Raw genomic sequence first — 18471 nt, forward strand, 5'->3', positions numbered from 1 at the left:
ATCTGAGTTGCCAGCGTGAATTATTTAGCACCCCTGATTGCCCTTATTTGGCAGACTCATGAATGCGGACGATTAGCCGCGTATCGTCTCTGATCAACTTACCTTATTTGCTATCGAGCGCCTGTTGCAGAGCCTTTTCAGCTCGCGTTGCTGCATCATTTTGGCCATGTTCACGCAGAACCAGTGCCAGCTGGCGCAGCTGCTCTGCCGTCAGGCCGACCCGCATGCTTGCTCGTGTATGCGATAACAGCTGGGCTTCGACGCCCGGCGTGGCCGCTAATGCGCCAACCGTTGCCAGTTCGCGGCTTTGCCAGTCGAGGTTATCGCGGGCGAAAATGTCGCCGAAAAGGTGCGTTTGCAGGAACTGGTTAATCACCGGGGCAAAATCAAACAGCGGGCCCTGGACGGGAGCGCCTGAGATTTTTGTCTGGTTTGCGGTACCGACACGGCGAAGCTCATCTCCGACAGGGATCGGGGCAACCGGTTCTTTACCCTCAACGTCTTTGATACCACGTTGTTGACGTGCTTCGACGACCTTCATCAGTTCGCTAAGCGCATTCAGACTACGGGGAAAGCCTGTGTAGGCATAAAGCTGGACGAGAATCTCTTTGGTTTCGTTTATCGTGAGTCCGGCATCCAGTCCCTGATTCAGGGCTGCATTCAGCTTATCCATCTGACTGCTGGCCATCGATGCCGCAATCAACGGGATGGCCTGCTGGCGGGCTGACAGCGTATCTGAAACCTTTTGTTCGTGGTTCATGTCTGAGGTTCCTTTATCGACGGGGGCAGCATTTGCCGCGAGGCCAAAACCAAAGGTCAGCAGTACAGCTGCCGCTAATGCTTTAATGGGCGTGGTATTGTTCATCTGTCACTTTCTCCTTCCAGTTAACGCTTTTGCCATCCACAATCCCGGTTATTGCCAGATGCGTCATCGCGCTGCCGGGTGCCGCCCCGTGCCAGTGTTTGACGCCCGCCGGGCAAGAGACAACGTCACCGGCGCGGATAACCTGCACCGGCTGGCCTTCTTGTTGGGTAAGCCCTACACCCGAGGTCACAATCAGCCGCTGACCTGCCGGATGCGTATGCCAGGCGGAACGGGCTCCAGGCTCAAAGGTGACATAAGCCCCGGAAACAGGGATGTCGCTATCTGGCTTGAAGAGAGGATCAACCCGGACGCGACCGGTAAAGTTCTCGGCGGGCCCATATACCGTGTTCTGACTTCCTGCGGGGGCGATATGGACAGCGAGATTTTGCTCCGCTGCCCAGGATGAAAATGCGAATAGGGGCAGTAATAGCCCGAGATAACGTAAATGTCTGATCATGCAAAGCGTCCTTATCTACGATGATGGGGAGGGTCTGCAATGATTCTAATCAGAGTGACATGTCGTCAGACTGACGCCAGCCTGACAATTCTGTCAGTTAACTCCTATTGTGGTGGCATCGCTTTGCATTTTCTAAATATAAAAAACCAAAGCAAAAGGCGCGTCATTAATGCAAATAAAACAATAATGGACAGGTAGCGGAAATAAAAAAGGAGGGCAGATTCATCGTAATCGAAAAAGGAGAAGTCGACCTTCATCAGCAAATAATCGATATAGTCCTGGCTCAGTAATCCGTACAATCCCAGTAGTGCGATGAGCGAAAAAACACCTGGCATAATGATATTTGCAAGGTGTGAGTTGCCGGATATGCTCAGGAACCGGCAGAAAAACGTTGCCAACATTTTCCAGTGCAACCCGATATGCAGCGCCAGAATGAGCATTCCCCAGTGGACCGACGTCATGTGTACTTTTCTGACCCAGTTCGCCGGGTTGTGGAATGGCAGCGCCAGAAAAATATGTCGGGACAGCATCATGCCAGAGACAATAGCGGTCAGGATGACAACGAAGGTCACTGCGTTAATGACCCTGTTAACTCTCTGCATCGTTAACGGAATATTCGGTGACAGTGACCATAGTCGATGTCGGTTAAGGTATAAATGCAACATAATGAGCAGCGTAAAAATAATCCCCGCCCATTCATGCACGAATTCACCGTGAAGATGAAATCCCATCAGTACCAGCAGAAGTAATGTCATCAGCGTATCCTGCATGACCTGGAAAATATAAATTTTCTTCATGCCGATGGGTTAACGCTGCGGCTGAACTTGTTTTACCCATTGTTCAACCTGCGCGGGTACGTCAGGGCCTGAAACATCATTGCGCGAGATCGAGAGCGCACGAGTGACTAACCTGGCCTGCGGCTGCATGCGGGATATTTGTCGCAGGGAGTCGGCTAACTGGCTACCGCCATGGGTGGTAAAGGGAATGACCGTTTTACCGGCAAAGTCATTTTGCTCAAAAAGGCTATATATCACCATTGGCATGGTATACCACCAGATGGGATAACCAACGTAAATGGTATCGTAATTGCTGAGGTCGGGGAGTGGCGTTTTAAGTGATGGCCTGGCGTTAGTTTGCTGCTCCTTTTCGGCAACCCGTAACAGTGCATCATGCTGGCGAGGGTAGGGGGGGGCGGTTTCAATGCGATACAGGTCTCCGCGAGTCTGCTTTTGAATCAGCTGCGCAACAAACTGCGTGCTGCCGGTCTCTGGCGTGTATTTTTGTAATACGCTGGCCCCGGAAAAACCGTCCACGGCATCGGGCTTCATTTCCTCGGGCTGGGAAAACCAGATTATCAGCGTGCGGGACGGTGTGGATGAATTCTCTGCGGCGAACGCGGGATGTCCCAAAAGCCCCATGACCATCATTGCCAGAAACCCGCTAAATACCTTTCTTATTCTCACTGTTTCCTTCCTTTAATCAGCCGTTGTGAGTCTTGGCAGTGATTCTGGCGCAGGTAGCCTGACATCAGACTGACGGCTCTCTGACAATTTTGTCAGCAGGCATAGAGGGAAGACGCTCTGACATGGGTTCCTTTGTGCGGATAGGGGCAGGCTGTTTAGCAAACGTCAGCCCAAAGGTATTGCTACCGTTTTCACTACGCGCAAAGACATCCCCCCGGTGCATAATGGCGACGGCGCGGACGATCGACAGGCCCAGCCCATGGTGGGTATCACTTCTCGCCCGGGAGGTGTCAACGCGATAGAACCGCTCGAAAAGCCGGTGTAGGTGTTCTGGTGCTATTGGATCGCCCGGATTTGACACTTCAACACAGGCCTGATGACCTTTTTCGCTTAACCGCACCGTAACCGTACTATTGGACGGCGAATGCCTTGCGCTGTTTTCCAGTAAATTAGCCAGTGAGCGGTGGAACAGTCGCCGATCGATGTGCGCGGTGACATCTCCCTCTACATCCAGGGAAAGCTGTTTTTCAGCAAAAGAAGGTTCCACATACTCCGCTGTTTTCAGGGTTTCTTCTCGCAGGGACACCTTAGTCAGCTGGGACGCATGTTCACCCGCGTGGGCATGGGACAGGAACAGCATGTCGTTAACGATAGACGTCATGCGTTCGAGTTCTTCCAGATTGGAACCCAATAATTCTTCCAGTTCCTCATGCGAGCGTCGGCGCGAGAGACCCAGTTGCGTCTGGCCGATAAGGTTGGTCAGCGGGGTACGGAGTTCATGCGCAACATCGGCGTTAAAACTGTCGAGCTGACGCCAGGCGATTTCCTGACGTTCTAACACGCCATTAAATGATGACGCCAGTTGCTGCAGCTCTTCGGGCAACGCGCGGGTATTCAGGCGCTGGCCATGATCACCCGGTGCAAGCTGCTGGGCCTCTTTACTGAGTGCTCCAACGGGACGAAGACCGATCCTTGATACGATGTATCCCAGCAAGGCGACAATCACCACGCCCAGCGCGGCTATGATGAGCAGCGTCCGGGTGAAGGCATTCAGTGTGCCCATATACGGCGTGGAGTCGATGGCAACGATATAGCGCAGCTCAGGCCTTTCACCGTTGGCGGGGATAGTTTTCACTAACAGAAACAGCGAGCATGCGCCTTCCGATGCGCCGGGCACTTTATTAAAGCCCTCCTGCAAAGAAGACCACTGAACACCCACCGGTGGTGTTCCCCCCATGCTAAAGCGTGGGTTATCGCTCACTATCCAGTAGCGAACGCGTTCACCTTCAGAATTGGTTAATACAGTGAATTTATTGGCCAACGTCGACCAGCCGTCAGCCGAGGTTCTGGCGGTGATCCACGGGCTCATTAATGATTCACGGAATAACAATTCGTTGTGCATCTGCCTTTGCAAAGAGTCATGCAAAGAGCTTCTGAGCAGGATGCCGATAACGGACACAATCAGCAGCGCGGATAAGGCAAACATCAGCGCCAGGTGAACGGAGATGGAACGCTCAGGCATGCTTATCTCCTTCACTATTCTGACCGGACTTCAAGGACATACCCCATGCCACGAACGGTATGCAGCAGTTTGACGTCGAACGGCGCATCCACTTTGGCTCGCAGGCGTTTAATGGCCACTTCAACCACGTTGGCATCGCTATCAAAGTTCATGTCCCATATCTGCTCAGCTATCATCATCTTTGACAGAATCTCCCCCTGATGCCGGGCCAAAAGGCTCAGCAGGGAAAACTCTTTCGCAGTGAGTTCCAGTCGCGTTCCGGCGCGAAATACCCGGCGAGCCAGCAGGTCGAGATGCAGATCGTGAATTTGCAGTTGGGTGATGTCCGCGCCATCCGTAGCGCGGCGACGCACCAGTGCCTGAATACGCGCCACCAGCTCAATAAGCGAGAAGGGCTTGGGGAGGTAATCATCCGCGCCAAGGCGAAGCCCTTTAACGCGTTCATCGACAGAGCCGCGAGCCGAGAGCATCAGCACCGGCGTCTGTTTGGCTGCTCGCACACCCTCAAGTACCCGGTAACCATCCATCCCCGGCAGCATCACATCCAGTATTATCGCGTCGTAGTCGAACTCCAGCGCGTAATGAAGACCTTCAGCTCCGTCTGCAGAGACATCCACCGTAAATCCGGACTCACTCAACGCGCGGTTGAGATAGGTTGACGTTTTTTCTTCATCTTCGACTAACAACAGGCGCATAACGGGACTTCCTCTTAACTTTTCAACGGTGCTTCAATGCCTGAACAACCCTGTTACTGAGACCATTCTGCCCTCTGATTGCCAACATAAAGCTGACGGTTACCTGACAGCGTTGTCAGAAACACCTACCTATCCCAGTCTGTTCCTGACAAAAATGTTATTTCCCTGTCACGATGCTGACAGCCCTCTCCGCCTACTCTGAGCCTGCAAATTTGATTCTGCGAGCCTGTATAACCAGGCTGACACTCATCGGGAGAGACCATGAAATTCACGCTTATCAGTGCAATGCTACTCACGGCAATGGCCGGGATGACCTCAGTCAATGCGGCTGATTACAAACAAAACCCTTTCACACTGGCCTATGACGGTGCCATCACCGAGAACGTCAAAGGCAAGGTCAACATTCATCCGGTAAAATACGATCTGCATGGCATTCAGATTGCCGCGAATGTCTATACCCCTGCTAACTACGATCCCGCCCAAAAATACCCTGCGGTGGTGGTTGCACATCCCAATGGCGGCGTAAAAGAACAGGTCGCCGGGTTGTATGCCCAGCGTCTCGCCGAACAGGGCTACATCTCTATCACCGCCGATGCGGCTTATCAGGGGGCCAGCGGCGGAATGCCACGCAGCGTGGATAAACCCGCTAATCGCATTGAGGATATCCATGGCATGGCTGACTACATTAGCCAGTATCCCGGTGTCGATACCGCCCGCCTCGGTCTGCTGGGTATTTGCGGTGGCGGCGGTTATTCACTGGTTGCGGCTGAAACTGACAAGCGGTTCAAATCAATAGCAACCATCAGCATGTTTAATTCAGGCCTTGTGCGGCGCAACGGTTTTCAGAATTCACAGCTGGATACTATCCAGCAGCGCCTTCAGCAAGCTTCTGACGCACGAGCTCAGGAAGCCGCCGGAGGCGAAGTGCTTTACTCCGGCGATGCCAACCTGACTGATGAACAGATTGCTAAATTACCTTTTGCCTTGTATCGCCAGGGCTACGAGTACTACTGGAAAACCCACGCCCACCCGAACTCCACGTTTAAATACACCACCAGCAGTCTTCTGGATTTGATGAGCTTTGACGTAACGGACCATATCAATCTCATCAATAAACCACTGCTGATGATTGCCGGTACAAAAGCGGATACGCTCTATATGACTGAAGATGCGTTCGCGAAAGCCACCGGTACGAAGGACAAAGAACTCTTCCTGATCGATGGCGCTACTCATATCGAGACGTATTGGGTGCCAAAATACGTTGACCAGGCGATGCAAAAGTTAGACGTCTTCTTCGATAAGAATATTTAGTTAGCCTCAAATGACGCCCCAGCCGCGCAGGCTGGGGTATACCTATCAGCTGTAGCCAGTTTCCGCTGTATTTCACATTCCATATTCACGCGATATATCCAGATTAACGAAGTTGCGGTTAAAGATAATTACGCAGCCTGAATAGGCGCTATGAGTTAAATTCATAAACGTGGTGGATATGTGGTGGTCATTTTTTTAGCTGAACGGTGAGTGCCATCAGGGCGCTGGCTGCTGTAAACAACGCCATTATCCAGCCCATCGTCCATGGTGTGCCATCACTGAACAGAGCGAGAAGAAGTGAAGAGATGATGCCGCTGCCGTATTGTAACGCGCCCATTAGCGCCGACGCAGAGCCTGCCACATTAGGCACTGCGTCCAGAGCGCAAGCCGTGGAGGTTGCAGCGATGATGCCATTCATGGCGAAGAATACGAACACAGCGCCGACAATCACGGTAATTCCACCCACACCCAGGCCGGTGGTGACCGCCAGCACTATTGCGGCAATAGCGGCGATGAATACGGCATTCCTGAGCAATGCTTCCAGTGGATAGCGGTGAACCAGACGTCTGTTGACCATGCTCACCGCCATCAGTCCAATAATGTTTACTGCAAACAACCAACCGTAATGCTGCGGGTCAACACCGAAGTAAGTGATGTACACAAACGGGGAACCGGTGATAAAGGCGTAGGCTGCAACGTAGTAGAACGTCAGACATAGCGTAAAACGCATGTATCTGGCGTTGGTGAGCAAGGCATAGTAGTTTTGGAAAGCTTTGGTTACGGAGGTTTGTGAGCGTTTTTCGGCATGTAATGTTTCTGGTAACCAGAATAAAGACATCAGCATTAATGTTCCGATAATCGCCAGCAGCCAGAATATGGCATGCCACGAGGTGACTTTAATCATCTGCCCGCCGATCAAGGGCCCGGCAATCGGTGCGATGGCCATGATGATCATTAGTGTCGAAAGCATTTGTGCTGCACGAGTGCGGCTAAACAAGTCACGGATCATTGCTCGAGCCAGCATAGGCCCGGTACAGGCACCTAACGCCTGAAAAACTCGCCAGAAGACTATTTGTACAATATCTGTTGATAACGCGCAGCCCACCGAGCCGATGATGAATAGACCTAAACCGATAAACAGCGGCAGTCGACGCCCATAACGATCGCTAATCGGTCCCCAAATCAGTTGTGCAATGCAAAAGCCGATAAGGAACCCTGTGATTGTCAGCTCTGCATCACCCTGTAAGTCTTTTGTCATGACCGGCATAGCCGGAAGATAGATGTCGGTTGATAAAGAGGTAACAGCCATCAGGGCGCTGAGAATGAGTAGAAACGAGAGACCGTTTTTTTTAGCTGTAGCCGACTTTGTTTGTGCCTGTTGATTAAGCATGGTGATCCGTTGGACAGGAAGAGATAAAGGCATGTTAACGGGTTTGTGCTCTCTGATAATCACAGAGGGAAGGATAGGGACTATGAATGGTATTCATTAATTTCTGGAGTTGCCTACCAAGTCATTGTCCTCTTTCTAGCGGTCAGCAAGCATCACACCCGTTGATGTGAACCGGGCCAGTTCACCGTTATCGTCTCCCCGGTTCTTATCGCAAGATTCGATATATCATCAAATTATTACATGTGAATATTAAAGAGGTTGGCTTGTCGCTCAAATGACATTTGCACTTTCTTTAGCGCAGTCAGATAACCCGCCAGGTAATTTTCGTCATGGGGTGTCTTTAACTCATTTTCTTTATTAATGGTTTCAATAATTAAGTTTTCCAGTATTTCCATCGCGGTCACATAAAATGATTCATATTTATTAAACTCTCTCATGTCGATACCTTTGTGTTATAAACTTTCATTTGTAGGTGAGTCATGGCTTTTACGGCAATCTTTGAAGTAGCATTAAGTAATGATGTTGTCATAAGAAGGAATGACAACGTTCTTTTATAAGAATATTACCTGAGAACATCCGCTATCTCAGGGTGTGATTAAGGATGCAGAAGTTTCAATGAAAAATAGCCATGAAGGAAAACAAAAGTGGCTATTATTTTCGTGGGATTCGGTTGATCGGGATTTTTATCTTCCTCTCGATTCTGGATTTATATGAATAAACCGTTTTTACAGTTAGGTTGCAAAATGATGCTACTTTTGCAACGTCTGCTCCAGAGAATATTAATTTTAAAATGCTATATTCTTTTAGGGAAACAGAAGGTGTTTTTGCATTATCAATTAAAGGGATGCTATTAATAACTGAAGATATTTTTCTGATTATCACATCCATGTTGTCTACCGGGTAAATAATAGTACCAGAGATACCTAGCGTTAGCATTCTCAGGTACCAGTAATTGGCAAATGGTGTCATTTTTTTATCACAGACTAATATTAATATGCAGTTCCTGAATGACATAAGCCACTCTTCGATGATGATAGCATGAAAAGTCTGAACGGAAATATCAACAAAGATGATATCTGTATCACCCACATTGTGCCGTGAACGTAGGGATGCAAGAATACCGGTTAATCCTTTTGCCAGCAAACAGTTATCGGCAGGCCATAGATAGAATGGAAAATCATGGATCATGTTTTCATCAGACAGTTGTTTTACTTGCTTGCCACTAACTTCTATCATGTAAACCTCTTAATAAGAAACCGGAATAATGAGTGATATGGAAGACAGTTTTGCACTCGTGACTATTATTGAGAGGCGTTCTTCCTGCCGTATCATGTAAGGCCAGTACCTGAATGTGTATGCCCTGAACGTCTTAATAAGTTCTTATTTCATTTTTGATGAAAGCGAACATTGGCAAAAAATGAATTTATAGGGTTGAAATAATTCATCTTTGTGCTTTTAATATGATTCACCCAAAGTGAGTTCCGCGTTTTTATAGTAAATATCACATTGCAAAAGGCAAGTAAACTCATGAAATAGTGAGTGACTGATGCGTGGTAAACAGTAAAAAAAGTTTATTTTTCTGTATTGCCGATTGTCACCCACATAATTATGGCAGAGTAAACGTCACGGTGGCTGCCGCATTCCATACTCCCGAAGAGGTCTGACTCTGTGCCCGCCATTTTGCCGTCAGGGATTGTGGCGTCGCAATGGCATGGGTATATGCAGAAGACGAGCATACATTGGTCTGTGTTCCATCCCTCAAAATCCTGAAATCAATTTGCCCTGTCACTGAGCATGACCAGGATTCCAGAATATTAAAGTTCTCATTGGCACCCACATCCCGGATGAGACTGCCACTACCGGTGACGGTAAAGGGTTGCTCAGTATAGGTCGTACGGTAGGAAGATATCGTCCCCGTATTAAATGTGGTGGCGGGAAGAATATTAATCGCCGTAATATTTCTGATATTGACGACTGAATTATCAGTAATGGGCAATGATGGGGAGAACGTCACTGTGGGGGCGTAGGCTGTCCTGTTGGTTGTTGTCACTATGCCATAAGAAGAATTTGAAGATGCAAATCCAGAGTTCACAAGAACATTCATCCCTTGCGACACTGAACAATAAAAAAATACATAAGCAAGCGTCTTTTCAGAAACTGTGGCAGTGAGGGTGCCATTATAAGTAGAGAAATACGCGGGCTGCCTGGTCACTGCCGAGAAGATGACGTTGGTCGCAGCTGAAGATAAAGCTATCGGTGTATCAGTGCCTGGATTGATGTCAAGAGCTTGTTGTGTTGTGTTGAATTTTAATTGGAGATATGGGGAATGACTTATTCTACCACCAGACAAGCTAGAGCCACTGCGCTTGAATGAGTAGCAAGTAGCACCTTTTCCGATATATAAAATACTGGAAGCTTTAAAGGAGAAACAGCCATTTATCGTCAGCGAGATCCCGCTGGCTGATGCTGTGCATCCTCCTCCGAGTGCATTTATATTGGAGGCGGCTGTTGTGGCAATTGCAGCGCTGTTCATTGTGTGAGCATGCGGCCCCCAATAAAACGGACCTTGGGTCTGAGGGACCCCAGCAGCACTACTCCAATAAACCATTTCGCCATCGGCTATTATCGCGCTGCTGGCGGTCACGGTCCTTGGCGTGACAGTTACGGTTACCTGATCGGTGGTATAAGCGCCGGTTACAGAATTAAACGATCCCCCTGATGCCAGAGGAGACGCCGTCAGTGCTATCGCCGTGGTCACCAGTACATTAAAAATCCACTTCATATTCATATTCCTTGTTCGAGAGTCCGGCTGCGCAAAAACAGGTGCTGGCAATACTCCGTCTGGCTCAATGATTCCGGTCATTCGGTTCCTGTGTTGTCATCGGTTTACTGGCAGATACTTTCAGCCATCCACAAGCCGGGCGCCTCTTCAGCCTTACGGGCAATATAGTCAGCCTGACAGGTTGATTCAGCGCCTTCAGCATTGCCCCATTGCACCCGTAAAGTCCCCTTTCGCGGTAAGCCATTCAGGAAGACCTCACCATCATCACCGACAATAGAGGTGTTACTGCCTGCCTCAGGCGCCATCAGCGATGCGACTGCGCCAAAAGGAACTGGCTGACCGCCAGGTAACGTCAGCGCCAGCAATACACGATGGCCAAGCGCTGTTTTGTATTCCGCTCTGACGACAGCTCCTTTCGTCGGAATGACTTTCTGGGACATATAAGTGATATCGGTGTCGTCCTGTAAGGTTTTGCTGTCCAGACTGATATCATTGATGCGGTAAGGGCTGAGATAGGGAACCACAGCATAGCCACGGCCGTCCGTTGAGATCCCGGAATAGTTATTAACGCTAACGTCCTGCGCTTCGGGAGCTTTGACTAATCCAATGGTTTCACCTAACGGTTGTGAAAGGGTAATGCCATTTTCATGAATCACGATCCCTCCCGCGAGCCCGTATCCCAGTTGTTGACTGTTCTGACTGTAATTGTATGAGCCATTTAATGTGCCAGCGCGCGTCTTCCAGGTGACATTCCCCCCTACCGTTCGTTCACTACTTTCTGACTGTATGGCATTCATCCCCCAGTTAAGGCTTTCATCGCTAAATGCAGAACCATTCAGTCTTACGTTGTGACTGGAGCCGACACCATCGGTGTGCGTGGTCCCATAAGAGGCATATGTCCGGCCCAGTAACGAGTCCAGGGGAACATTGATCTCGAGGGAAAAAATATTGTCCTGATTAGCATAACCATACTGTCCGGTATTCCGGTTCCACGAGTAATTCAGACTGAGTCCAACGCTGCCGATATTTTTGTAATACCCCAGATTGGCAGACAGACTATTACCTCTGTCCTGCCAGTAATCCTCGCTGACAATGGATACGCTGAATGACCCAAAATCCCGCCCTAACTCCTGATTCAGCGAAAGTTCTGCTCTGTTTCGGCGGCGCTCAGTCAAATAAGAAGGAATGTGACTGTCGTTGCGGTAGGTCCCAAGGGTTTCTTCCAGGGAGTGAAATCCTGAGGTTGAATAGCGATAGCCGGCAATCGTAAAATTGGTGCCCGTCTCGAGAAAGTTTTTGCTGTAACGTACGCGAAGTGACTGACCCTGCTGCCTGCCCGTATTTGTCGGGGTGGCTTGGGAATGCGTCACATCGGTAGAAAAGGCCCCCCAGCTACCAATATTTTTACCTATGCCCAGGGCATAAGACTGATATTTATCTCCTGCGTTCTGCAGCCCGCCATATACGGTCAGCCCCCACGGCAGGCCATAAATGCCGGTTCCCTGTACAAACGGATTTTTCTCAGTCCTGGAATCATAGGAGCGGAACTGACCGCCAGTGAAACTATAGCGAAACTGTCCTTCACGCTGCAGTACTGGCAGAGACGCATAGGGGATGATCAGATGCTGCTCGCTGCCATCCGCTTCTTTGATTGTCACATCGAGATCGCCCGCACCACCGGTTGAGGCCAAATCCGTTATCTCAAATGCTCCGGGAGCGACTCTGGTTTCATAAACAACGTACCCGTTCTGCCGGATAGTCACCAGGGCATCACTGCGGGCGATCCCCCGGACTACAGGGGCGTAGCTACGTACACTGGACGGCAGCATGTCATCATCGGAGGTAATCTGAACTCCCCTGAACGGAACACTGTCGAAGACATCAGAAGGGGCCGAACTGTCGCCTAGCGTCAGTTGGCTCTTCAAAAAGATGATGTTCCGCTGTACATAGCTGTACACGGTATTCCACTTATCCCTTCCCTGGTTACTGTGCTCATAAGTGGTGTAGTTGCGCAGACGCCAGGGACCAATATTTATTCCCGGACGCAGGTTCAGGTAGGTACTTTTATAAGTATCGTTCCCGGAAAAACGGCTCTGGTAACTGTTCACACTGTAATTCAGCAGTGCGGCCGGAATACCCTCGTCCCAGAGTTCTGCCGGGACATCGTCCCGGCTACGCGTGTTCATTGCTATCTGAGGGATACTCAAATTCAGTCTTTGCCGGTTAAACTGAAAATCAGAAAAGGCGTTAGGGATACCGTTAATATTGACACATTCAGAACCCGCAACGTTAAGGTCCGGGAATGATTCGCTGCGCACGCCCCATGTGTTCAGTTGTTCCAGCGTGAGGCAGGGCTCAAGTTTGCCATCCTCACTTTTCGAAAATGTAACATCGCGAGCTTGTGTGGTCTTTTGCTCATTATTGATAAAGATATCAACACGATAATTACCCGCTGGTTGACCGTTGGCGACCTCAAATACAGACAGGTCGGACGTCCGTTCCTGTGTCCCTTCGCCAATCTCAAGTAATGCAGGGTTAAAATACTCATCGGCCTGAGCTCCGCCTGGAAAATTCCATAAAGCAGAAATAACCAAAAGGTAATAATATTTCATCCTGAAATTGATATGTTCCAAAATGGTTACGCTCGCAATTTAGATTTAGGTACTAATAAAGATGTCTTCAGAGTTTTTTGGTGAACTCTTTTCCGCTCATGCCGTAGTCATTAATTATTTTCCAACTCACTACATTACCAGTGGCTCCAGAGGGAGCTGGAAATGATAACTCTGACCTGGCAGCCACATAGGTCTGCTCAGGTAATGTCGGTTTAAATATTTTCCCTCCAATCGTTATCACACTGAAGTTCATGTAAAAGGGCGTAGGGTTAACTACCTGGATTTGATTTCCATTCCTTTTCCAGACGAGGGTGTCAGCACTCTGTTCTGGTGTTCCCTTAACCGACTGAGGACGATAGATAAATTTAATTCGTTTCTTTATTGCCAGTTGCAGCGTATTTTTTTTTACCGTATCTTTTTTTACGGAGGGGATAATCTTAATATTTAGCCAGTACAGGGTTTCACGGTCTTCCGGGATTTTTCCGCCTATGCGGACAGCCCGCAGTATATTGTCCTGGCCTGGCTCGAGACGGAACAAAGGAGGAGTGATCATAAATGGAGCTTTCACTTGACTTCCATTGCTTCCATCAATCCAGGACTGAATAAGAACAGGTGTACCATTACTGGTATTATTGACACTAATAGACGCTTCTCTTTCATTGCCGTCAAAAATAAGGCGGGTCCCCCCTACAGAAACAGCCGCATTGCATTGTTCTGAAATTGTCAGGCAAGACACAATTAAAGAGATAAAAAGGACTACCTTCATCTGAACTCCTGTCACGGGAGTGTTTCCACTCCCGACTATCACTCAATATTACATATAAGAGATATTAACCTGTGCAACGGAACTGGCATCACCGGCAGTAACCGATGCCGAAGTACTAATATAATTAGCAGTAAAATTAAGCTGCTGGGAGACAGTGTTACTTAGCGCCATACCGGAGTCCTGAGAGTTAATGTTGATATCACCCCCACCCGCTTTCTTGATATCAATGGAGACACCGGTTGCTGGGCCTGTTAATGCCAGATTATTTGCCGCATCGGCCGGACCTGAAAAGGTTACCAGTGCGGATGTCGGTCCGCCTGATGTCGGACAGTCAGTTAAACTGATGGAGAAAGGAACGGGAAGCGTTGTTGTGCCCACCGTCGGGAACTGTGCAACACCAAATGTACCCAGCGTGACGTTCACTGTGCCGTTATCAACATGGCAAGTTTCCTGAAGAATCAAGCCATTGAAGTTAACAGTGGCGTCAGCCGCCAGCGCTGATGGCATATTAATAAATGCCAGACCTAATGAAAGGGCGACCCCAGTGATTTTTTTCATAGACATAATCCTTTATTAAATATTAACCCCAATAGAATATACCTGACCATGAATCTACGAATCTACATCAGGTATATGTATTATCCAGACATCGCTAAGCTATCATGGTAACCATTGAATGGTGACAGAAGTCAGTCTCCAGTGGAATATGAGATTGTTATCTAATAATCCGACATATTCTTAAATTTACAAAGTAGTATCAACTTTAGCTATGCTCAACGTGGGATTCTGTTTATGGGTATGCTTATCTTTCTTTCGATCGATGATTTGTGTGCGTAAACAGTTTTTACAGTTGAGTTGCAGAATGAGGCTATTTTCTTAGCATTAGCACCAAGATATAATAACTGTAAGATACTGTATTCTTTCAAAGAAATCTTAGGCGTAATATTGTCAGCGATAATAGTTTGGCCGCTGATGATTATTGTGATTTTTCGTATTATTTCATCAATGCTATCATAGGGGTAAATTATACCGCCAGTGACGCCGAGCGTTCTCATTCTTAAGAGCCAGTGATGAGCGAGAGGACTCAATTTATTGTCGCATATTAGTATTAATTTACAATCATTAAAGGCCTGAATCCACTCCTCCATGATAATTGCATGAAAGTTTTGTACTGAAATGTCAATGAATACGATATCAGCATGTTCCTGGTTGTTAAAACAATCAGGTAGCGATGCAATAATGCTGGCCAACCCTTTGCAAAGTAGATTATTTCCTCCAGGCCAGACATGGTAACGGTTCTTATCACTGTTATTAACAATTGAGAAGATTTTTTTATTGAATATATACTTTACCTGCTTCCCACTAATTTCCATTATGTGTATTCCTTTTCCTGAGTGTGTAGTCATTTATGTCTAGTAAGAATGTTCGCAATTTTTTGTTTTATATTCTTATAACATACGCTTATGGAGGTTTGTCACTCGGAATGCTCCTTGTGGAGTGGGAATAATCTCAATAACGCAGGTGATGGTTGTTATGAAAAAAGCTATAGCTAATTTTTAATTAAAATATTCATATTATAATTATACGGTTTTGAATTAAGTGTAACCTAAGACTTAGTGTCAATTTTAGCAAGTGCTGCAGGGCATGGCATGATAAGGCTTGCTGTATCTGTCTTTAAGAGTTACACGATATTAATAATTATGCTCACCACCACATCATCATATGGTTATATTTTAAAAATTCTTTTATTTACTTAATCTATGATATTTCAAAGTGGCTGGAATGATGGCGTTGTTGTAAAAACCTTTCTGAAAAGCCAGGCGACAGACCTGAAAAACTCATTCGGCGATATCAATACCATCAACCCTGATCGTGCTCATGTGATTTATTCCTGCAGCAAATGCAGGTTGTAAAGGTATGGCACTGCCTGTTTCGGGAAAGGACATCCATCACATCATATATGGAAATTCAAATATAATTTTGACATTTTATGGTTGCAGAGAGAGACTGCCAGACAGAAGCAGGAGGGCTTATGCCACAATTATCATCAATACAACTCTTCAAAAACCTCTCCGATGAAACTCGTCTGGGCATCGTGTTGCTGCTCAGGGAGATGGGGGAACTGTGCGTGTGCGATCTCTGCACGGCGCTGGAACAGTCCCAGCCCAAGATCTCCCGTCACCTGGCAATGCTTCGTGAAAGTGGATTATTGCTGGATCGCAAACAGGGCAAGTGGGTTCACTACCGCCTGTCCCCGCATATTCCTTCCTGGGCTGCTCAGGTAATTGAGCAGGCTTGGTTAAGCCAACAGGACGACGTACAGGCCCTCGCCCGTAAGCTGGCATCAGCCAACTGTTCTGGCAGCGGTAAGGCTGTTTGTATCTAAAAAATTTGCCTGTACATATATGTTTTTACGAATGTGAGGTGTGAAAGATGAAAACCTTAACGGTGTTTGACCCGGCAATGTGTTGCAGTACTGGCGTCTGTGGTTCCGATGTCGATCAGGTGCTGGTCGATTTTTCGGCTGATGTGCAGTGGCTGAAAGGGCGTGGCGTACAGGTTGAACGTTACAACCTGGCGCAGCAGCCCATGAGCTTTGTTCAGAACGAGAAAGCGAAAGCATTCCTCGAAGCATCTGGAGCAGGAGGGCTTCCGCTGCTGCTGTTGGACGGTGAAACGGTGATGGCAGGGCGATACCCAAAACGCGCTGAGCTGGCTCGCTGGTTCGGTATTCCGCTGGAGAAGGTAGGGTTAGCTCCCACCCGTTGCTGTGGTGGTAATACGTCCTGTTGTTGAGTATGTCAGGAGGACATATGAAATTCTTACAGAATATCCCGCCTTACCTGTTTTTTACCGGTAAAGGAGGCGTAGGAAAAACGTCCCTATCCTGCGCGACGGCTATCCGCCTTGCCGAACAGGGTAAGCGGGTTTTGCTGGTCAGTACCGATCCTGCCTCCAATGTCGGTCAGGTATTCGATCAGGCTATCGGTAACACCATTCGCACTGTGACAGCTGTTCCTGGGCTTTCCGCACTGGAAATCGACCCACAGGACGCTGCCCAGCAATATCGCGCCAGAATCGTGGATCCTGTCAAAGGCCTTCTGCCTGATGACGTTGTTAACAGTATCAGCGAGCAGCTTTCAGGAGCTTGTACCACTGAGATTGCGGCGTTCGATGAATTTACTGGCTTGCTGACTGACGCTTCTCTGCTGACTCGCTTCGATCACATTATTTTTGATACTGCCCCAACGGGTCACACTATCCGCCTTCTTCAGCTTCCCGGTGCCTGGAGCAGCTTTATTGAAAGTAACCCGGATGGTGCTTCCTGTCTTGGGCCGATGGCGGGTCTGGAAAAGCAACGCGAGCAATATGCTCATGCGGTTGAGGCATTATCCGATCCTGAACGTACCCGTCTGGTGCTGGTCGCGCGATTGCAAAAATCAACATTGCAGGAAGTTGCCCGTACGCATGACGAATTATCAGCCATTGGCCTTAAAAATCAGTATCTCGTCATTAACGGTGTCCTGCCTGCAGGCGAAGCAGAACGTGATGCACTGGCCGCTGCAATATGGCAACGAGAGCAAGAGGCGCTGGCAAACCTTCCTGCCGGGTTATCTGCGTTGCCGATCGACACCCTATTCCTGCAGCCGCTGAATATGGTTGGTGTATCCGCATTGAAAGGTCTGCTCAACGAACATTCTGAGTCAGTATCGCTGCCTGAACAGAGTATGCAGAACAAGCCAGAGAATACGTCGCTATCTGCCATGGTCGATGAACTCGCCCGCAGTGAACACGGCCTGATTATGCTGATGGGCAAAGGTGGTGTCGGTAAAACCACAATGGCAGCGGCTATCGCCGTCAGGCTGGCGGATATGGGATTTGATGTCCATCTCACCACCTCAGATCCCGCTGCACATCTCAGTACAACGCTCAATGGCAGCCTCAAGAATCTGCAGGTCAGCCGAATCAACCCTCACGAAGAGACTGAACGCTATCGTCAGCATGTTCTTGAGACGAAAGGCAGGAATCTGGATGAGGCAGGGAAACGACTGCTCGAAGAGGATTTACGTTCCCCTTGCACAGAAGAGATTGCGGTGTTCCAGGCCTTTTCACGCGTAATCCGTGAAGCAGGCAAACGGTTTATGGTCATGGATACGGCACCTACCGGGCATACGCTATTACTGCTTGATGCTACCGGGGCTTATCACCGTGAGATTGCCAGGAAGATGGGGGATAACGGTCATTTTACCACGCCGATGATGCAGCTTCAGGATCCGGAGCGTACCAAAGTCCTGCTGGTCACTCTGCCTGAAACCACACCGGTGCTGGAAGCGGCAAATTTGCAGGCCGATCTGGAACGTGCGGGGATCCATCCCTGGGGCTGGATTATCAATAACAGCCTTTCTATTGCACAGACCCATTCACCACTGCTTTGTCAGCGTGCTCAACAAGAGTTTCCTCAGATCGAGGCCGTGCAGAGCACCCATGCCAAACGGATCGCGTTAGTACCCGTACTGGCTTCAGAGCCCACAGGTATCGAAAAACTCAGAGAGCTGGCGGTTTAATTTTATGTAGACAGGGCGGCTTATCCGTCCTGGCTGGAGGATT

At 48.6% G+C, this 18471-nt stretch carries 18 protein-coding genes; 4 read left to right on the top strand and 14 right to left on the bottom strand.

What is annotated here, in order from left to right; translation table 11 throughout:
* Positions 1-103: 103 nt before the first annotated feature.
* The 6 genes from KE671_RS02920 to KE671_RS02945 form a co-directional block, all read right to left on the bottom strand.
* A complete protein-coding gene (locus tag KE671_RS02920) occupies positions 104-865 on the bottom strand; it encodes a carboxymuconolactone decarboxylase family protein (RefSeq protein ID WP_206161628.1) in 762 nt (253 codons plus the stop codon).
* A complete protein-coding gene (locus KE671_RS02925) occupies positions 843-1322 on the bottom strand; it encodes a (R)-mandelonitrile lyase (RefSeq protein ID WP_206161629.1) in 480 nt (159 codons plus the stop codon). Before KE671_RS02925 ends, KE671_RS02920 begins: the two co-directional genes overlap by 23 nt.
* 104 nt (positions 1323-1426) lie before the next feature.
* Positions 1427-2077, bottom strand: coding sequence for a DUF4405 domain-containing protein (locus KE671_RS02930; RefSeq protein WP_206161630.1), 651 nt, complete (start codon positions 2075-2077; stop codon positions 1427-1429).
* A 51-nt stretch (positions 2078-2128) separates the two neighbouring features.
* Positions 2129-2749, bottom strand: coding sequence for a flavodoxin (locus KE671_RS02935; protein ID WP_432759326.1), 621 nt, complete (start codon positions 2747-2749; stop codon positions 2129-2131).
* Positions 2750-2849: 100 nt separating this feature from the next.
* A complete protein-coding gene (locus tag KE671_RS02940) occupies positions 2850-4307 on the bottom strand; it encodes a heavy metal sensor histidine kinase (RefSeq protein WP_206161632.1) in 1458 nt (485 codons plus the stop codon).
* A 14-nt stretch (positions 4308-4321) separates the two neighbouring features.
* On the bottom strand, positions 4322-5002 hold the full coding sequence (locus KE671_RS02945) for a heavy metal response regulator transcription factor (protein WP_023320379.1): 681 nt from the start codon (positions 5000-5002) through the stop codon (positions 4322-4324).
* A gap of 285 nt (positions 5003-5287) precedes the next feature.
* Between KE671_RS02945 and KE671_RS02950 the strand changes: the two genes are divergently transcribed.
* A complete protein-coding gene (locus tag KE671_RS02950) occupies positions 5288-6313 on the top strand; it encodes an alpha/beta hydrolase (protein WP_432759327.1) in 1026 nt (341 codons plus the stop codon).
* Between the two features lie 187 nt (positions 6314-6500).
* Here KE671_RS02950 and KE671_RS02955 read toward each other — a convergent pair whose 3' ends face one another.
* The 8 genes from KE671_RS02955 to KE671_RS02990 form a co-directional block, all read right to left on the bottom strand.
* The gene (locus KE671_RS02955; RefSeq protein ID WP_206161634.1) at positions 6501-7703 is read right to left on the bottom strand and encodes a multidrug effflux MFS transporter; all 1203 of its coding nucleotides are present in this window, start codon (positions 7701-7703) and stop codon (positions 6501-6503) included.
* 236 nt (positions 7704-7939) lie between these two features.
* Positions 7940-8140: a hypothetical protein gene (locus KE671_RS02960; protein ID WP_206161635.1), complete on the bottom strand. Its 201-nt coding sequence runs from the start codon at positions 8138-8140 to the stop codon at positions 7940-7942.
* Positions 8141-8354: 214 nt separating this feature from the next.
* Entirely contained in the window at positions 8355-8939 is a 585-nt protein-coding gene (locus KE671_RS02965; RefSeq protein WP_206161636.1) for a LuxR C-terminal-related transcriptional regulator, read from the bottom strand.
* A 370-nt stretch (positions 8940-9309) separates the two neighbouring features.
* A complete protein-coding gene (locus tag KE671_RS02970; RefSeq protein WP_241029722.1) occupies positions 9310-10566 on the bottom strand; it encodes a hypothetical protein in 1257 nt (418 codons plus the stop codon).
* A 23-nt stretch (positions 10567-10589) separates the two neighbouring features.
* Positions 10590-13097, bottom strand: coding sequence for a fimbria/pilus outer membrane usher protein (locus KE671_RS02975; protein ID WP_432759324.1), 2508 nt, complete (start codon positions 13095-13097; stop codon positions 10590-10592).
* A gap of 67 nt (positions 13098-13164) precedes the next feature.
* Complete coding sequence (locus tag KE671_RS02980) at positions 13165-13863, bottom strand: fimbrial biogenesis chaperone (RefSeq protein WP_206161638.1); 699 nt, start codon at positions 13861-13863, stop codon at positions 13165-13167.
* A gap of 48 nt (positions 13864-13911) precedes the next feature.
* Positions 13912-14421, bottom strand: coding sequence for a fimbrial protein (locus KE671_RS02985; protein WP_206161639.1), 510 nt, complete (start codon positions 14419-14421; stop codon positions 13912-13914).
* A 215-nt stretch (positions 14422-14636) separates the two neighbouring features.
* A complete protein-coding gene (locus tag KE671_RS02990; protein ID WP_206161640.1) occupies positions 14637-15236 on the bottom strand; it encodes a LuxR C-terminal-related transcriptional regulator in 600 nt (199 codons plus the stop codon).
* A 659-nt stretch (positions 15237-15895) separates the two neighbouring features.
* Between KE671_RS02990 and arsR the strand changes: the two genes are divergently transcribed.
* Genes arsR through arsA form a run of 3 tightly spaced genes read left to right on the top strand, consistent with a single transcriptional unit; the run spans position 15896 to position 18428 of the window.
* Positions 15896-16249 carry a transcriptional regulator gene (arsR, locus tag KE671_RS02995; protein ID WP_206161641.1) on the top strand — a complete coding sequence of 118 codons (354 nt, stop codon included), beginning with the start codon at positions 15896-15898 and terminating at the stop codon, positions 16247-16249.
* Positions 16250-16296: 47 nt separating this feature from the next.
* Positions 16297-16659 carry an arsenite efflux transporter metallochaperone ArsD gene (gene arsD, locus KE671_RS03000; RefSeq protein ID WP_206161642.1) on the top strand — a complete coding sequence of 121 codons (363 nt, stop codon included), beginning with the start codon at positions 16297-16299 and terminating at the stop codon, positions 16657-16659.
* Positions 16660-16676: 17 nt separating this feature from the next.
* Complete coding sequence (arsA, locus tag KE671_RS03005) at positions 16677-18428, top strand: arsenical pump-driving ATPase (RefSeq protein WP_206161643.1); 1752 nt, start codon at positions 16677-16679, stop codon at positions 18426-18428.
* Positions 18429-18471: the final 43 nt, after the last annotated feature.

Origin of the sequence: Citrobacter amalonaticus, assembly GCF_018252635.1 — a bacterium.
Taxonomy (GTDB): Bacteria; Pseudomonadota; Gammaproteobacteria; order Enterobacterales; family Enterobacteriaceae; genus Citrobacter_A; species Citrobacter_A amalonaticus_E.

Excerpts from the sequence above, each read along its gene's own strand:
- KE671_RS02925 (WP_206161629.1), bottom strand. The coding sequence starts at position 1,322 with ATGATCAGACATTTACGTTATCTCGGGCTATTACTGCCCCTATTCGCA.
- arsA (WP_206161643.1), top strand. The coding sequence starts at position 16,677 with ATGAAATTCTTACAGAATATCCCGCCTTACCTGTTTTTTACCGGTAAA.
- KE671_RS02950 (WP_432759327.1), top strand. The coding sequence starts at position 5,288 with ATGCTACTCACGGCAATGGCCGGGATGACCTCAGTCAATGCGGCTGAT.
- KE671_RS02955 (WP_206161634.1), bottom strand. The coding sequence starts at position 7,703 with ATGCTTAATCAACAGGCACAAACAAAGTCGGCTACAGCTAAAAAAAAC.
- arsR (WP_206161641.1), top strand. The coding sequence starts at position 15,896 with ATGCCACAATTATCATCAATACAACTCTTCAAAAACCTCTCCGATGAA.
- KE671_RS02960 (WP_206161635.1), bottom strand. The coding sequence starts at position 8,140 with ATGAGAGAGTTTAATAAATATGAATCATTTTATGTGACCGCGATGGAA.
- KE671_RS02965 (WP_206161636.1), bottom strand. The coding sequence starts at position 8,939 with ATGATAGAAGTTAGTGGCAAGCAAGTAAAACAACTGTCTGATGAAAAC.
- KE671_RS02935 (WP_432759326.1), bottom strand. The coding sequence starts at position 2,749 with ATGATGGTCATGGGGCTTTTGGGACATCCCGCGTTCGCCGCAGAGAAT.
- KE671_RS02940 (WP_206161632.1), bottom strand. The coding sequence starts at position 4,307 with ATGCCTGAGCGTTCCATCTCCGTTCACCTGGCGCTGATGTTTGCCTTA.
- KE671_RS02980 (WP_206161638.1), bottom strand. The coding sequence starts at position 13,863 with ATGAAGGTAGTCCTTTTTATCTCTTTAATTGTGTCTTGCCTGACAATT.
- KE671_RS02970 (WP_241029722.1), bottom strand. The coding sequence starts at position 10,566 with ATGACCGGAATCATTGAGCCAGACGGAGTATTGCCAGCACCTGTTTTT.
- KE671_RS02975 (WP_432759324.1), bottom strand. The coding sequence starts at position 13,097 with ATGAAATATTATTACCTTTTGGTTATTTCTGCTTTATGGAATTTTCCA.
- KE671_RS02945 (WP_023320379.1), bottom strand. The coding sequence starts at position 5,002 with ATGCGCCTGTTGTTAGTCGAAGATGAAGAAAAAACGTCAACCTATCTC.
- KE671_RS02920 (WP_206161628.1), bottom strand. The coding sequence starts at position 865 with ATGAACAATACCACGCCCATTAAAGCATTAGCGGCAGCTGTACTGCTG.
- KE671_RS02990 (WP_206161640.1), bottom strand. The coding sequence starts at position 15,236 with ATGGAAATTAGTGGGAAGCAGGTAAAGTATATATTCAATAAAAAAATC.
- KE671_RS02985 (WP_206161639.1), bottom strand. The coding sequence starts at position 14,421 with ATGAAAAAAATCACTGGGGTCGCCCTTTCATTAGGTCTGGCATTTATT.
- KE671_RS02930 (WP_206161630.1), bottom strand. The coding sequence starts at position 2,077 with ATGACATTACTTCTGCTGGTACTGATGGGATTTCATCTTCACGGTGAA.
- arsD (WP_206161642.1), top strand. The coding sequence starts at position 16,297 with ATGAAAACCTTAACGGTGTTTGACCCGGCAATGTGTTGCAGTACTGGC.